At 39.6% G+C, this 16,148-nt stretch carries 15 protein-coding genes and 1 other RNA gene; 13 read left to right on the top strand and 3 right to left on the bottom strand.

All coding sequences use genetic code 11. The annotated features are described in order from the left end of the window. The 3 genes from FJ218_08080 to FJ218_08070 all read right to left on the bottom strand — a co-directional run. Positions 1–1,171, bottom strand: a 1,171-nt coding sequence (locus FJ218_08080) for a hypothetical protein (GenBank protein ID MBM4166853.1), incomplete at its 3' end; no start/stop codon positions are given. Positions 1,172–1,280: 109 nt separating this feature from the next. Next, positions 1,281–1,901, bottom strand: a complete 621-nt coding sequence (locus FJ218_08075) for a pseudouridine synthase (protein MBM4166852.1) — start codon at positions 1,899–1,901, stop codon at positions 1,281–1,283. A 23-nt stretch (positions 1,902–1,924) separates the two neighbouring features. Continuing rightward, positions 1,925–2,644: an esterase gene (locus FJ218_08070; GenBank protein MBM4166851.1), complete on the bottom strand. Its 720-nt coding sequence runs from the start codon at positions 2,642–2,644 to the stop codon at positions 1,925–1,927. A gap of 143 nt (positions 2,645–2,787) precedes the next feature. On the opposite strand from FJ218_08070, the gene ffs reads away from it, so the two are divergent. From ffs to FJ218_08005, 13 genes are all read left to right on the top strand, one after another. Then, positions 2,788–2,886: signal recognition particle sRNA small type (gene ffs, locus FJ218_08065), an RNA gene on the top strand. A gap of 34 nt (positions 2,887–2,920) precedes the next feature. Then, a complete protein-coding gene (locus tag FJ218_08060; GenBank protein ID MBM4166850.1) occupies positions 2,921–3,472 on the top strand; it encodes a hypothetical protein in 552 nt (183 codons plus the stop codon). 36 nt (positions 3,473–3,508) lie between these two features. After that, positions 3,509–4,288 (top strand): 2-(1,2-epoxy-1,2-dihydrophenyl)acetyl-CoA isomerase, encoded by a 780-nt coding sequence (locus FJ218_08055; protein MBM4166849.1) that lies wholly within the window; start codon positions 3,509–3,511, stop codon positions 4,286–4,288. A gap of 249 nt (positions 4,289–4,537) precedes the next feature. Then, positions 4,538–5,932, top strand: coding sequence for a transcription termination factor NusA (gene nusA, locus FJ218_08050; GenBank protein ID MBM4166848.1), 1,395 nt, complete (start codon positions 4,538–4,540; stop codon positions 5,930–5,932). A gap of 27 nt (positions 5,933–5,959) precedes the next feature. Then, positions 5,960–8,713 carry a translation initiation factor IF-2 gene (gene infB / locus FJ218_08045; GenBank protein ID MBM4166847.1) on the top strand — a complete coding sequence of 918 codons (2,754 nt, stop codon included), beginning with the start codon at positions 5,960–5,962 and terminating at the stop codon, positions 8,711–8,713. Then, entirely contained in the window at positions 8,713–9,069 is a 357-nt protein-coding gene (gene rbfA / locus FJ218_08040) for a 30S ribosome-binding factor RbfA (protein ID MBM4166846.1), read from the top strand. The genes infB and rbfA overlap by 1 nt, the downstream gene beginning before the upstream one ends. Further along, positions 9,053–9,787 (top strand): tRNA pseudouridine(55) synthase TruB, encoded by a 735-nt coding sequence (gene truB / locus FJ218_08035; protein ID MBM4166845.1) that lies wholly within the window; start codon positions 9,053–9,055, stop codon positions 9,785–9,787. Before rbfA ends, truB begins: the two co-directional genes overlap by 17 nt. Then, complete coding sequence (locus FJ218_08030) at positions 9,787–10,716, top strand: bifunctional riboflavin kinase/FAD synthetase (protein MBM4166844.1); 930 nt, start codon at positions 9,787–9,789, stop codon at positions 10,714–10,716. Before truB ends, FJ218_08030 begins: the two co-directional genes overlap by 1 nt. 21 nt (positions 10,717–10,737) lie before the next feature. Continuing rightward, a complete protein-coding gene (rpsO, locus tag FJ218_08025; protein MBM4166843.1) occupies positions 10,738–11,007 on the top strand; it encodes a 30S ribosomal protein S15 in 270 nt (89 codons plus the stop codon). Between the two features lie 154 nt (positions 11,008–11,161). Beyond that, positions 11,162–13,354 (top strand): polyribonucleotide nucleotidyltransferase, encoded by a 2,193-nt coding sequence (locus tag FJ218_08020; protein ID MBM4166842.1) that lies wholly within the window; start codon positions 11,162–11,164, stop codon positions 13,352–13,354. Between the two features lie 154 nt (positions 13,355–13,508). Beyond that, a complete protein-coding gene (locus FJ218_08015; GenBank protein MBM4166841.1) occupies positions 13,509–14,051 on the top strand; it encodes a hypothetical protein in 543 nt (180 codons plus the stop codon). 299 nt (positions 14,052–14,350) lie between these two features. Beyond that, positions 14,351–15,550: a dihydrolipoyl dehydrogenase gene (gene lpdA, locus FJ218_08010; GenBank protein MBM4166840.1), complete on the top strand. Its 1,200-nt coding sequence runs from the start codon at positions 14,351–14,353 to the stop codon at positions 15,548–15,550. 86 nt (positions 15,551–15,636) lie between these two features. Next, positions 15,637–16,029: a T9SS type A sorting domain-containing protein gene (locus tag FJ218_08005; GenBank protein MBM4166839.1), complete on the top strand. Its 393-nt coding sequence runs from the start codon at positions 15,637–15,639 to the stop codon at positions 16,027–16,029. The last annotated feature ends 119 nt before the right edge of the window (positions 16,030–16,148 follow it).

Genomic DNA, 16,148 nt, shown 5'->3' with positions numbered 1-16,148 from the left:
TTCCAGCAAGTAGACTATCGAATGAATACACGCCGCTTTCATCCGTAAGAACAGAATCATTTCCATTGCCGGAAATTTTTATCCACCAGTTTTGTAATCCGTTTTCAGAAATATCTTTTATTCCGTTTGCATTTGCGTCTAAAAACATCATTCCGCTGATGCTTCCGTATTGAAAGTTTCCGAAATTGTTGTTGTTTGACGAAGTTCCCGAAGTAATTTCCAAAGAATAATTTCCTTGCAAAACAGGAGTAAGTTGGATCCAACTCGGGAGCAATTCTTGGCTGATGGTATACGTTCCCGCCAGCAAACTATCGAATGAAAAATTTCCGTTTTCGTCTGTAAGAACAGAATCATTGAGCGGACCACTGATGTAAATTTTCCAGTTTTGTAATCCATCTTCGGAAATTTCTTTCGTTCCGTTTCCGTTGTTATCGCGATATGCGACTCCCTCAATGGAACTGTACTGATAATTTCCAAAGTCATTATTTATTGAAGCAGCGCCTGAAGCAATATTTATTGAATATTCTTCGGGAGAATTTGGCACAGTTTGCACCCAATCGTTTTGTTGAACTTCGCTTATTGTGTACGTTCCAGCAAGTAGACTATCGAATGAATACACGCCGCTTTCATCCGTAAGAACAGAATCATTTCCATTGCCGGAAATTTTTATCCACCAGTTTTGTAATCCGTTTTCAGAAATATCTTTTATTCCGTTTGCATTTGCGTCTCTGAATGTTACTCCGGAAATTGAACCATATTGAAACAAACCGAAGTTTTGATTAGGAATAAGACCGTTGGTTACTTCCAAAATATAATTACCATTCAGTGGTGCAGTGATAATCCAATTTGCTTGTTGTGTAATGGATATTGTCCACGTTCCCGAATCTTCTTCGGCGATGGAGAAGAGGTAATTTCCATCGTTGTCAGTTGTATCGCGTTTTTCATTCATTCCTTTTGTCGCAATCAATTCCCATCCGCTTAACGATGGTTCTTCCGGTTGATTCCATACGCTATCGCCGTTCAAATCGTTGAAAACTGTTCCGGAAATTTGTCCGTCGGTTTTTTCTGTGAGATGTCGTTCATTGGGTTTCGAAGTTTGGGAAAGCAACAATGAACGTTCGACAAGAAATATTGTTGAAATTACAATGAAGATGTATCTAAATCGTACCATAAATAAAAGTTCCTATGTTAAAAAGTATTTGATAAAATGAGAGAAAAATTTTTTTGTGAAAAAAATGCGATTCAAATATAAACTTGTACAGTGAAAACACAAATGATAATTATTTTCTTGCGTTACGAGAAGTCTCCAGTGATTGTTTCAAACGTTGGATTTGATTTGAAGAAACAAACTTCCATTCGCCGGGAAGCAAATGTTCAATCGAAAGGATATCAATTGCAATACGAACAAGCCGAAGCGTAGGACATCCGATTGCCGCGGTCATTTTTCGAATTTGGTGATTTTTCCCTTCGCGAAGAATTATTTGCAACCAACTTGTGGGAATAGTTTTACGCAAACGAATTGGAACAGAGCGTGGAAACAAAGGCGGTTCGCTTTTGAGCAATTCTACTTCTGCGGGGAGAGTAGTAAAATATTGTTGTCGTGAATTGTTGGTTCGAATGGATATTCCGTTGCGTAAAATATTTAAAGCATATTCGTTGGGAATATGTTCTGTTTGAACCAAGTATGTTCGCGGATGAAAAAACTGCGGATGTTCCAAACGATACTTTACTGCGTTATCGTTCGTGAGCAAAAGCAGTCCTTCGCTTTCATAGTCTAATCTTCCAACAGAATAAATATGTTTTGGAAAATGGAAATCCGCAAGCGTTTTTTTTCCCTCAACCGGTGTGAATTGAGAAAGAACTCGGTACGGTTTGTTGAAAAGAATGTAAAGGAGATTCACTCAAACACGTTGAGAACAAAATGTTATTCAGAAAAATATTTTTCCAACATTTTTTTCCACCATTGCCAATCGTGTCCAGTTCCGTCTCGCCAAATATCGAGCCAATGTGGAATGTTTTTACTTTCCATCGTGCGCGAAAGTTGTACATTGGAGGCGAGAGCGAAATCATTTTCTCCTGTAGCCAAAATAAATCTGATGCGTTCACGTATAGAAGAAAGCACTGTTTCATCTTTGAGATTGGTGAAAAAATCGAATGGGCAATGGTAATAACAATTGTCATCAAAGTATCCCAATACGTATTGATGAATATCGTAATAGCCGCCAAAGGCGATGCAACTAGTAACGAGTTCCGGATGTCGCAGCGAAAAATTTACTGCGTGATATCCTCCGAAATCGGAACCATGCAATACTAATTTTTCTGACGGATTGCATTGTTGAATGAACGGTAATACTTCGTCGAGAATATATTTTTCGTAGTCGGTATGCCGCAACGCGCGCTCGTACGGATGTGCGTCGAAGTTGCACCAACTTTCGCCGTCAATGCTATCAACACAAAAAATTTGTAATTCTTCGTTTTCAATTTTTTCGTTCAGGACGGAAATCATTTCACGGTCTTCATATTCGTAAAAGCGACCGCGTAGTGATGGGAAAATCAGAACTGGAGTTCCGTTGTTTCCAAATATTAACAATTCCATATATCGCTGTAAAGATGGGCTAAACCATTTATGATACTCACGATTCATAATTAAAGAACCTCCGAAAAAATTTTCGGATTCAAAATATCTCTTTCGACAATGAAAAACAAATGTAAACACGATATTATTCTTTTGAATTCAAGAATGTACATTCGTAAAATTGTTTATATTCAGCCACAATTTTTTAACGAGGTCAAGTTCTGTACAGCAAGAGAGAGCAAAACCCCGCCAGATCCGGAAGGAAGCAACGGTATGTTCAACGTTTGTGTGATACAGGGAGCTTGGCCTCTTTTTCTTCATTTTTTTTCTCGTAATTTGAGAATATTGTTGTACATCGTCGCCGGAATATTATTGCGTGCCGAAAGTGTTTTTTCGCAGCACACAAATTCGATTGTTGTTGGCGGCGGCATCGGATTGACTTCGGTGAGAGCGCCGTTTATCAAAGTATCGAATCCCGGAGTGAGTGTTCATTTTTACGCAGATATACCGATGGTGAAATTTATTTTTTTTTCCTCATCGCTTCATTATTGGAGTGTGAACAAAGATTCGGTGCGAGGGATTTCAACAAGTGGGAAACTGCGAAATTTTGAGTTCACCCTGCTTGCGATAAAAGCAAAATTTCCTGTTCTCGATTTTCGTCCGTTGTTTTATGGCGGATTAAGTTTCAACCAATTATTAGATGGGTATAATGAACAAACAGCACGTTTGGGGTTTGATTATGGATTTGGTGTCGAATATATTATTTCTCCCAAAGTGATTCTTCGCGCAAACGTTCATAGTCAAGCAATCACCAGCGGAATTAACTTTACTCGACCGTTTAACGATAGCGCAAGTTCTATTTCGTATTCGATGAATATCGCTACCGTACTAGAGTAGAATCTTGATTGTTTTTTAAAATTTTTTTTGAACGTTATGTTTTCCACGGTATTGTATGAAATCATTGATGGGGTATGTATTATTACGTTCAATCGTCCGGAAGTATATAATGCGTTCAACGAACAAATGAAAAAAGACTTAATGAACGCATTAAAGGAAGCGGAAAAAGATACGGCGATTTGTTGTCTTGTTATTCGCGGCGCTGGCGAAAAAGCATTTTGTTCGGGACAAGATTTAAAAGAATACGGAGCGCGGCAACGGTCGTTGAAGGAGTCATTGGAGAACAGTTACAATCCGATAGTAAAAAAAATTCGTACAATGGAAAAACCGATTATCGCAATGATAAACGGAGTTGCAGCCGGAGCAGGATGTTCAATAGCGCTCGCGTGCGATATGAGAATTATGTCGGAGAATGCAAAAATGATAGAAGTGTTCATTCGTATTGGGCTTGTTCCCGATTCGGGTTCCCATTGGTTTTTACCGCGTCTTGTTGGAATTGCCAAAGCGTTTGAATATGCGGCAACTGGTCGAGATATCACTGCGGAAGAAGCGGCACGGTTTGGACTTGTCAATAAAGTAGTTCCAGGGGAACGCTTGGAAGTAGAAACAATGCAACTTGCAAAACAACTAGCAAAAGCGCCGACAAAATCCATTGGTTATATAAAACGAACGTTGAACAAAGCGTTGACGAGTTCACTTGAAGAATTACTCGAATATGAAGCCATCGTCCAACAACTTGCGTCAGAAACTTCTGACCACAAAGAAGGCGTGCATGCGTTTTTAGAAAAACGCGAAGCGCGGTTCATCGGAAAGTGAACGAATTACGCATAAGCAAAAAAAGTTCACACAATTTTTCTGTGCTGCGTTTTTTTGATTTTCCACTACCATTTGCCTATATTTTGCCCGCACTTTTTTCAAAAAAATCCCGCTGCGTGCGGGATTTTTGCTTTATGTAAAATGAAATCCTTAATAATTTTTCCCAAAAGAAAGAACCAGCAATCGAGCGATTTCATCGTACATTTACCGTAACAAACTAATTAGAGTTAAGAAAATTTTTTATTCGTTATGAATTCCGAACTTGTCGAAGCATTTAACCTTCTTTCTAAAGTAAAGAATGTTGATAGCACTGTCTTAGGAAACATCCTCGAAGATGTTTTTACGATGATGGTGCACAAAGAATTTGGACCCGATGCACGATTTGATGTTGTTGTCAATACTGAACGTGGCGAAATTCAAGTCTATGTCGAGAAAACAGTTGTTGAAACAGTTACCAATCCTACTTCAGAAATTTCATTGGAACAAGTTCGATTATTAACAGATGAACCGTTGGAAGTAGGAGAAGATTATGTCGAAATTGTTGAACTCGAACGAAAAATTGGACGAAGAGCAATTCGCGCAGGATTACAGGAACTCGTTCGTCGAAATAAAGAATTGGAAAAAGATGTATTGTACAACGAATATGCCAACAGCATCGGAGAAATCATTGTCGGTGAAATCTATCATCAACGAAGAGGCGATGTTTATATCAGTCATAACAAGCACGAATTGTTGCTTCCCCGTAGTGAACAAATTTCCGGCGAAGTCTATCGCAAGGGAGCAAGTGTTCGGGTATTGGTAAAAGAAGTTAAACGAGAAAACGGTATCCCACGAGTGATCGTATCGCGTTCGTCGCCGGATTTTATTATTAAAATTTTTGGAATGGAAATCCCGGAAATTTTTGATGGCATTATAGAAATAAAAGCTATTGCGCGCGAAGCAGGGGAACGTTCCAAAATGGCGGTGATTTCGAATGACGATAGAATTGACCCCGTTGGTGCATGTATCGGAATGAAAGGTGTACGTATTCATGCCATCACTCGCGAACTCAACAACGAAAGCGTAGATATTATCACGTGGAGCGATGATGATGAAGTATTTATTTCGCGCGCGCTTTCTCCGGCAAAAGTCAGAAAAATTTCACTCGACAGAGAAAATCGTATCGTAAAAGTTTCTGTTGATGAATCGGAAACATCAATGGCAATTGGCAAAGGCGGACAAAATATTCGCTTAGCATCGAAACTTACCGGATTTGCTATCGAAATTGTTCGCGATGATTCGGATGAATATGATATGGATCTCTCTGAACTTCGTGAAGAATTAGGAGAAGATGTTTTCAAAAGACTTACCAATGCCGGGTTTACCACAGCACAGGAAGTTTTGGAAAAACGAAACAAAGCATTGGCGAAAGTTACCGGACTTGATTCCCTCAAAATAGACGAAATGAAAAAAATGATTGAACGGGAATTTGAAAATGCTGTTGTGGAAGGTGAAGAAGATAAAGCAACGCCTATCTCTGATGAAGACGTTGAAGAAACAGATGAATCGGAATATGTTGCAGAACAAGTAAATACGGATGAATCAGAAATCGAAGGTGAACTTCCCCGCGATGAATCATCTGAAGGACAACCAACCCAACACTAATTTTTTCTTAGCAAACAATTTTTATTAATGTCTGAAACGACTGTCAAAAAGCAAAAAATTTATTCTCTTGCAAAAGAAATAAATGTTGCCGCAGATACCATTTTAGAGTTTCTGCAGAAGAAAAATTTTAACGTAAAAGGGTTAATGTCTGTTCTCGATGATGAAATGGTCGAGGTAGCAAGAAGGGAATTTGCCGGCGATGTAAAAGAAAAAGAAAAGCGTGACCGTCAAAAAGCAGAAAAAGAAGAGCAGGCGAAACTGATAGAAAAGAAAATTGAAGAAAAGAAAACACCCATTACGAAACTTGTTCCCAAAGTTCCCCTTGTAAGAAAGCGACCTCAGAAAAAAGAAATTCCTCCTACTCCTCCGGTTCCGGAACCCGTTCCTATACTTTCGCGAGAGGAAGAGATAATACCGAATGTTCCTCAAAAAATTACAGAAAAAATAGTCGTTCCCGCACAGGAGTTCCTAGAAAGTGAAGTGAAAAAGTTTGAAGAACCGATTCATGAAAAAGAGCCGCACGAAACAGAAAGAAAAGAACATAAAATTGAAGAACAACCAGTTACAGAAATTTCTTCCCCGCTTTCAATTCCGGAAGAACCTTCCGTAGTTCGAGCGCCAAAACCTCCCAAGAAAAAAAAGGAAATAGTTTCCGGTTTGGAACGCGAGCGCGGGAAAAAAATTGGCATTACCGTTGTTGGAAAAATTGATTTAAGTAAAGGAAAGAAAAAAGCGGATGATGCCGTTTCGTTGAAAGTGGAAGAAACCGCGTCGGTAAAAAAGAAAGTAAAAAAGAAAAAAATAAAGCAAAGCAAAGTAGATGAGCAGGAAGATCTAGCGAAAAAACGTCAAAAAGAAGTTCGCCACCGCCTTCATTCGGTTGATGAAAAAGAGGTTTCACGAAATATTGAAGATACATTGGCGGAAATGGGCACCGGTACCGTGGGCTATAAGAAGGATAGGAGGATTCGAAAAGAAATGAAACAGAAAGAGAAAGAAGACAAGCGTCAAGAAATTATTGAAAAGGAGAAAACAGTAGTTCGCGTAACGGAATTTATTTCCGTGGGCGAACTTGCAAATATAATGCACGTGAACGTTTCCGATGTTATTCAGAAATGTTTTTCGTTAGGGAAAATGGTTACGATCAATCAACGACTCGAAAAAGATATTATCGAATTGCTTGCAATGGAATTCGGACGAACAATCGAATTTCAAAAAGAATTTACTTCCGATGTACTTCTTGACGTTGAAGACTCTGATGAACTCCTGAAAACACGTCCACCGGTGGTTACGATTATGGGACACGTTGACCACGGCAAAACATCGTTGCTGGATTATATCCGAAAAGCAAATGTTGTTGCGGGAGAAGCAGGAGGAATTACGCAACATATCGGGGCATACGAAGTTACTCTTACAAACGAAAGTCAAATTACGTTTCTTGATACCCCTGGTCACGAAGCTTTTACTGCAATGCGAGCGCGTGGCGCACAAGTTACCGATATTGTCGTAATAGTTGTTGCCGCTGATGAAAGTGTAATGCCGCAAACATTGGAAGCAATTAGTCACGCGCAAGCCGCAAACGTTCCGCTTATTATCGCCATCAATAAAATGGACAAACCCGGAGCCAATCCCGGTCAGATTCGATTGCAGTTATCCAAAAAAAATGTACTGGTCGAAGAATTTGGCGGCAAATATCAGTCGGTAGAAATTTCTGCCAAGAAAGGCTTGAACGTTGATGTTTTACTTGAAAAAGTACTTCTCGAAGCGGAAATTCTTGAACTGAAAGCGAATCCCAATCGAAAAGCGCGTGGTACTGTTATCGAAGTGAAGTTAGATAAAGGAAAAGGAACCGTTGCAACGGTGCTTGTGCAAAAAGGAACATTACGAGTTGGCGACCCGTTCGTATGCGGATTTGTAAGCGGGCGTGTGCGTGCAATGTTTGATGAGCGGGAAAAACGTGTTGAAGCCGCTCACCCTTCAACTCCTGTACAAGTAACTGGTTTCGACGGAACTCCGCAAGCGGGAGATGAATTTGTCGCAGTCGAATCGGAACGCGACGCGCGTGGAATTAGTTTGCAACGTTCGCAATTAAAACGCGAACAGGATTTTCGTCAGCGGCATTTAATTACGCTTGACGATATTTCCAAACAAATTAAAGAAGGAAAAGTACAAGACTTGAATGTCGTCATTAAAGGAGATGTAGATGGCTCAGTGGAAGCGATTGCAGATTCTTTGCAAAAACTTTCCACTGCGGAAGTGCGTGTAAATGTTGTGTATCGTGCTGTTGGTGCAATTACGGAAGGCGATGTATTGCTTGCTGCTGCGTCTAACGCAGTGATAGTTGCTTTCAATGTTCGTCCAACGTTAAATGCGAGAAAACTTGCTGCGCAGGAAAATGTTGACATTCGAATGTACACTATTATTTACGACGCAATTAACGAAGTACATACCGCATTGGAAGGGATGTTGGCGCCGGAAATAAAAGAGGAAGTTACAGCAACGGTTGATGTTCGCGATACATTTAAACTTCCCAAAGGAATAATGATTGCAGGATGTTATGTTACCGATGGAACGATTGTCCGTAACAGCAGAATACGGCTGATTCGCGACGGCATAGTAATTTTTACCGGCGGATTAGCATCGCTGAAACGTTTTAAAGATGATGTACGGGAAGTGTTGCAGGGTTTTGAATGTGGGATTGCGTTGGATGGATTTAACGATGTAAAAGTTGGCGATGTCATTGAAAGTTTTAAAACGGTTGAAATCAAACGCACACTCTAATGTCTATCCGAATGGAAAAAGTTTCTTCGCTCATCAAAGAAGAAATCAGCACAATTTTTGCACGTGAATTCAGCGATTCATCCGTAGGTATTATTACTGTAACGGATGTGCAGATGACTCCCGATTTGAAAACGGCACGTATTTATTTGAGTATTTTCGGCACAGAAGAACTAAAAGAGAAAACGCTTTCATCGCTGGAAGTTCATAAAAAACATATTCGGCAAATTATCGGCTCACACATGAGTTTGAAATTTACGCCGACGATTGAATTTTTTCTTGACGATACAATGGAGCGCGTTTCAAAAATTGAAACGATATTGAAAAAAATTCACGAAGAAGATGCAGAACATCATTGATGAATTGTCCCGATGTGGTTTTTATGGCGACGAAGAAGGAAAAATTTTTCTTGTTGGAAAACCAACAAGATGGTCATCGTTTGATGTGTGTAAGAAAATCCGCACGATACTACGCGAAAAAAAAGTTGGGCACTGCGGAACATTAGATCCGCACGCGGAAGGGTTGCTCATTGTATTCACTGCAAAGAAAACCAAATTTGTAGAAAAATTTTCTGCGTTGGAAAAAGAATATATTGGCGAAATGATCCTCGGTGCAAGAACGCAAAGTTTTGATTTGGAAAAAGAAATCCAACCGCAAAGTTCAGCCGAAAATATTTCTGGTGCAAAGATAGTTGAAACGTTCTCGTTGTTTCTCGGAACACAACAGCAAGTTCCTCCAATGTTTTCTGCGGCGAAAGTAGACGGAAAACGTTTATATCAATACGCTCGCGAAGGAATGAACATCGAACGAAAACCAAGAACGATTGTTGTTTCGAAATTTGAAGCAACGGATATTGATATTCCGTCGGTGAAATTTCAAATTGTTTGCTCGAAAGGAACGTATATCCGCACGCTTGTTGATGACGTCGGGTTGCGATTAGGTTGCGGTGCTTATATGAAATCACTGAAACGAACGCGCATAGGAAATTTACGTTTAGAAAATGCGTTATCCTTGGAACAGATTTCTCAACATTTTTCAAGAAACCAATCGTTTGGGCCTTTTAAAATTGCTGCGTAATGATTGTCGTTCGTTCGTTACAAAATATTCAGTCGCTTTCCGATACTGTTGTTACGGTCGGAACGTATGACGGTGTTCACAAAGGACATCAAAAAATTTTTTCCGAAGTTATGGAGCGAGCCAAACGTCGTAAAACCAAAAGTGTTTTTGTTACCTTTGAACCGCATCCGAAAGAAGTAATTCGAAAAACATCCATGCATTTGCTTTCAACATTGAATGAACGCATCGAGCAGATGAAACACTGGATGCCGGATGTTGTATTCGTCGTCAATTTTACGAATGAATTTTCACAATTATCACCGCGAGAGTTTTATGAACAATATATCGTAAATGGATTTCACGCCGCGGAAGTTGTTGAAGGGAATGACCATATGTTCGGACATAATCGCGAAGCTGGAATTAAAGAATTGCAAGAAATTGGCAAAGAATTTCGGTTTGAAGTTTTTGTTGTTCCGAAAGTTTCTGTGAACGGAGAAGAAGTGAGCAGCACTCATATTCGAAATTTATTAGAACAAGGAAACATTGAAAAAGCAAATCAATGTCTTGGTTATCCTTATCGTTTCAGCGGTGAAATTATTCGGGGTGATGGAAGAGGAAAAGAATTGGGATTTCCTACGGCAAATATCAATGCGCTTTCAAAAAACAAATTGATTCCGTTGCAAGGCGTGTATGTTGTTCGCGGAATGCTTGACGGTAGTTCGTATAATGGTATGTTGAACATCGGAACGCGTCCAACGTTTTATGAGCACGAAACAATTTCCGTGGAAGTGCATTTGTTCGATATGAACAAAGAACTCTATGGAAAAGAAATTACCATAGAGTTTTTAAAGCGATTACGTGAGGACAAAAAATTTTCGACCAAAGAAGCATTGACCGAGCAACTTCATCGTGACAAACAACAGAGTATTCAGTATTTACAAATAATATAATTCAAAAACAGAAAAAGCATTATGCCACTAACAAAAACACATAAACAGGAAATCGTAAAAAAATACGGAGCATCAGCAAACGATGTTGGCGGAGCCGCGGTGCAAATTGCAATGCTAACGGCAAACATACAATCGCTGGAGCCGCATTTTGATTCTCATAAAAAAGACCATCATTCACGAATGGGACTTTTGAAAATGGTTGGTAAACGTCGTCGTCTTCTTGCATATTTGCAAAAGACAGATATCAATCGGTACCGAAAATTACTCGAAGAACTCGGATTACGAAAATAATTTTCATGGTTCGTGAAACGCGACTCGTAGTTTGTGAATCGTATGGACAATGGTTTTCACAGAGACATGAGTTTCGAAGAATCGCAAACTACACTTGTTGCAGCGAGAAAAAAATAAATAGACATCGTTGCAAATTCATAATAAATAACACACAATGTATATAAAAAAAGAAATAGAACTCGGCGGGAAAATTTTTTCGCTAGAAACAGGAAAATTAGCAAAGCAGGCAAATGGTGCAGTTGTCGCGCAATACGGCGAAACAATTGTGCTTGCAACTGTGTGCGCAAATAAAGAAGCAGTGGAAGGACAAGATTTTTTTCCGTTGCAAGTTGAATACCGAGAAAAGACTTCCGCTGCAGGAAAAATTCCTGGCGGATTTTTTAAGAGAGAAGGGAAACCATCGGAAAAAGAAGTTCTTTCCGCACGTTTGATTGACCGAACAATTCGTCCGATGTTTCCTGAAGGGTATCGGTGTGAAGTGCAGGTTGTCGTTTCGGTGTTTTCGTTTGACCAGGAAAATGAAGCGGATATTCTTGGAGGAACAGCAGCAGCGGCGGCGATTTATCTTTCCGATATTCCGTTCAGTGTTCCTGTTGCCGAAGTTAATGTTGCGCGAGTGAGCGGTGAATTTATTCTCAATCCGACGTTTTCACAAATAGAAAAAAGCGATTTGTTTTTTACTGTCGGCGGTTCTGCGAATTCTATTGTGATGGTAGAAGGAGAAGCAAAAGAAGTTTCGGAAGAAATAACTCTGGAAGCGATAACATTTGCGCACGAAGGAATAAAGAAATTATGTTTGCTTCAGGAAGAAATGCGGAAAGAATGTGGCGTTGCAAAACGAGCATTTGAACCACAAAAATTTTCAGACGACATGTTGCAAAATGTTCGCTCGCTTGCGGCGGAAAAAATTTCATTCACTACTCGACAAGTGCTGAGTAAAGATGAGCGTAGTTCTGCGATGAGTGCTCTTGAAAAAGAAGTTACTGAATTGCTTACAGAAAAATTTCCGGAACAGGAACTTGCTTTCAAAGAAATTTTGGGAAGCATTGAATATGAAGAAATGCGAAAAATGATTTTGGAAGAAGGAAAACGCCTTGATGGAAGAGGCGTTACGAACATACGTCCTATCAGTATCGAAGTTGGAGTGCTTCCGCGAACGCACGGTTCTGCTTTATTTCAACGAGGAGAAACACAGAGTTTGACAACGGCAACGCTTGGAACAAAACTTGATGAACAAATTATGGATGGACTTCTTCACGAAGAAATTACAAAGCGATTTTTACTGCATTACAATTTTCCTCCGTTTAGTGTCGGTGAAGTTGGAAGACTTGGCGGCGTTGGAAGACGAGAAATCGGTCACGGAAACTTAGCAGAACGCGCGTTGAAAAATATTCTTCCTGGGGAAAATGATTTTCCGTACACAATTCGCGTCGTTTCGGATATTCTCGAATCCAATGGTTCATCTTCGATGGCGACAGTTTGCGCAGGCTCACTTTCGTTGTTTGATGCGGGCGTTCCAATGAAAAAACCTGTTGCGGGAATTGCCATGGGACTTATCAAAGAAGGAAATAGCGTAGCAATTTTAAGCGACATACTTGGAAATGAAGACCATCTTGGTGATATGGATTTTAAAGTTGCGGGAACACGAGATGGGGTTACCGCGTTGCAAATGGATATAAAAATTCAGGGCATTACGTATGAAATAATTGAACGCGCTCTTTCGCAGGCAAAGGACGGAAGATTTCACATCTTGCAAAAAATGGCGGAAACAATTTCGGAGCCGCGAGCAGAACTTTCGCCGTATGCACCGCGACTTACTACTCTTCAAATTCCTGTTGATATGATTGGCGCAGTTATCGGTCCGCAAGGAAAGATGATTAAAGAAATTGTAAAACAAAGCGGTGCAGAAATCAATATTGAAGACGATGGTCGTGTTGTGATTGCTTCGGTCAATGGTGAAGCGAGCGCAAAAGCGTTGAAGATGATTCAGCGAATTGTGGAAATTCCAGAAGTTGGAAAAGTGTACGAAGGGAAAGTAACACGGTTGATGGAGTTCGGTGCATTTGTGGAATTTCTTCCCGGGAAAGAAGGACTTGTTCACGTTTCACAAATGGATTTAATGCGCGTGAATAAAGTTTCTGAATTTGCAAAAGTCGGGGACATATGGCAAGTAAAACTGATTGAAATAGATAGAGAAGGAAGAAATAATTTAAGTAGAAAAGCAACACTTCCCGGTTACGATGCGGCGAATGAAAAACCTCGCGAACCCCGTGAACACCGCGATGGAGATAGAGGATACAGAAAAGATCACCGACACGGAGGAAGGGAACGAGAAAGAAAGAATTAGTTAACGATACAAAACCCGATGTTGCTTGCATCGGGTTTTGTATTTCAGGAATTTAGTGATTAGATAATCAAGGAAACGCAATGAAGCGAACGAAACTTTCGAAATAGAAACGCAACGCAAATCATAATTTGAAAATCGTAATACGTAATTCTTAATGAGTTGGTTTTTCGCTGCATATACAAAAAATTTTTCTCCGTCTCAAGTCGAAAAATTTTCTTCGATTCACTCCAAGTCGCTTCATTCAATTCACACTTCAATCTTTTATTTTGCTTGTGGTGGAATAAAAGAAACGTGTCATTTCTTTTCCTCAAACGAAAATTCTGAAAAAGGTTTTTGCGTTGTTGGTACTGGATTGAAACGCAAATCATCAAGTTGCTCTATCATAACAGCGGACGAATGGCAACAAATTCTCTTTTCTAAAAATGCAGAAACACAACTTCGTACTCTTGATGGTCATTTTGCGATTATCGTTTTGGAAAAAGACATCGCCAAATGTTATACTGACCAATTAGGTTTACGCACGATTTATTTTTCTAAAATAGAAAAAAGAACAACAACTTATCCTTTTTTCTTTTCAACGTTATCCGCCTGGTTATGGACAACAACAAAAACGAAACTTGGATTATCATTTTTTGATTCATCGAAAAATCTGTATCGGAATTTTACAACGGCAAACTGGAACTTGCAAATGTTATAGATTGGTGGCTCGCGTTTGAATTGTGGAGAGAATCGCTGAAGCCAAATACGTGACGAAAGTTTTGTATTTTTGACACGCTAATTTTTAGATGTGCGATATGAGATATGTATAAAAACTCGCATCGCAAATCCCATTGCCCATAATGGAAATAAAAAAACCCGTACTGATAAAATAGTTTTCTTTGTTATTATTTGAACTCCGTTCATTCCCCTTCTTTGGGATTTTCTTTTTACACACCTACAGTTTTTTGATATATTCGTAAGCAAAATTTTTACCTTTCTTTGAACCCGAAATCTCTTATGATACAACGAGAATTTGATTTAACCATCATTGGCGGCGGTCCTGGCGGATACGTTGCTGCTATTCGCGCTTCACAACTTGGTCTGAAAACTGCAATCGTCGAGAAAGACAAACTCGGCGGCGTGTGTTTGAACTGGGGTTGCATTCCAACGAAAGCATTGCTGAAGAATGCGGAAGTGTACAGTCATTTCAAACACGCGGATGAGTTTGGCATTTCGTATTCCAATTTGAAAGTTGATTTCAAAAAAGTAATTGACCGAAGCAGGAAAGTTGCATTGCTCAATTCGAAAGGCGTTGAGTATTTGATGAAGAAAAATAAGATTGAACACATTTCCGGTTTTGGAAAACTGAAATCAAAAAATGTTATCGAAGTTTCAAAAGATGGAAAAGCGATTGAAGAAATAAAATCGAAGCACACGATTATTGCAACAGGAGCGCGTTCGAGAACAATTTCCGGAATTACTGTTGACGGGAAAAAAGTAATTACCAGTTCAGAAGCGATGACACTTTCTTCGATTCCGAAATCAATGATAATTATTGGCGCGGGAGCAATTGGTGTTGAGTTTGCGTATTTCTATAATGCGTTCGGGACAAAAGTTACCATCGTGGAAATGATGTCGAACATTCTTCCGATTGAGGACAAAGAAATTTCTAAATTGCTCGAAAGTAATTTCAAGAAAAACGGAATTGAAATTTTAACAGAAACAAAAGTCGAAAGTGTAACTGCAGGAAAAGATGTAAAAGTTGTTGTTTCCAATAAAGACGGAAAGAAAGAATTGAAAGCGGAAATTGCACTCAACGCAATCGGTGTTCAGGGAAATACTGAAAACATTGGCTTGGAAACGCTTGGCGTGAAATTAGAAAAAGGTTGGATTACCGTTGATGATTTCGGAAAAACAAATGTTGATGGAATTTATGCAATCGGCGATGTTGCTGGTCCGCCGTGGTTAGCGCACGTTGCATCGAAAGAAGGAATTGTATGTGTGGAAAAAATCGCTGGAAAAAATCCTCAGCCGATTGATTGGGAAAATATTCCCGGTTGCACGTATTGTCAGCCGCAAGTTGCAAGCGTTGGATTGACCGAAGAAAAAGCGATAACCGCCGGTTATCAAATCAAAGTCGGACGATTTCCATTTTCTGCAAGCGGAAAAGCGCGCGCGATTACGAAGAACTTCGTGTATTTGCGAGCACTATTCTAAAGCCCTTGAACGACAGATTTTCTTCACCACTCACGCAAGGAAATTATTCTGTAGATGTGGGAAGTGTAAAGAAAAATCCGTATGCAATGAAACTTTTTGGAGTCGCCACACCTCAGGATGTGGGTATTGTGAAACGGGATGCAGGAGGAAAGAATAGCGATGTGCGGTATGGTATATATGAGGATTTCTCTCCGAAGCAAATTCTTCTGTATCAAAATTATCCGAATCCGTTTAATCCTACGACAACGATTCGATTTGAAATTCCCGTAGGGGCAATTCATGAATTGCCCTTACAAACAACATTGAAAATCTACAACGTTCTCGGTCAAGAAGTTGCAACGCTTTTGAATAATGAAGAAATAGAAGAAGGAATGCACGAAGTGCAATTTGATGCGAGTGGTTTGTCAAGCGGCATATATTTCTATCGCTTACGCGCCGGAACATTCTTGGAAACGAAAAAGATGATTTTGATGAAATAGCCAAAATGGATCCCCACAGTTTTTTGGATTTGTAACATTCTTCGAAATTCTTTTCTAATATAAAGTAATGTGTACTACATTGTTCGCTGAACACAAATCAATCTTTGAAAAGAACGAAC

The sequence above is a fragment of the Ignavibacteria bacterium genome, from assembly GCA_016873775.1.
Classification (GTDB): Bacteria; Bacteroidota; Ignavibacteria; order UBA10030; family F1-140-MAGs086; genus JAGXRH01.
Note: the sequence above shows the minus strand (reverse complement) of the source record. Positions and strands in the feature narration are given on the sequence as shown.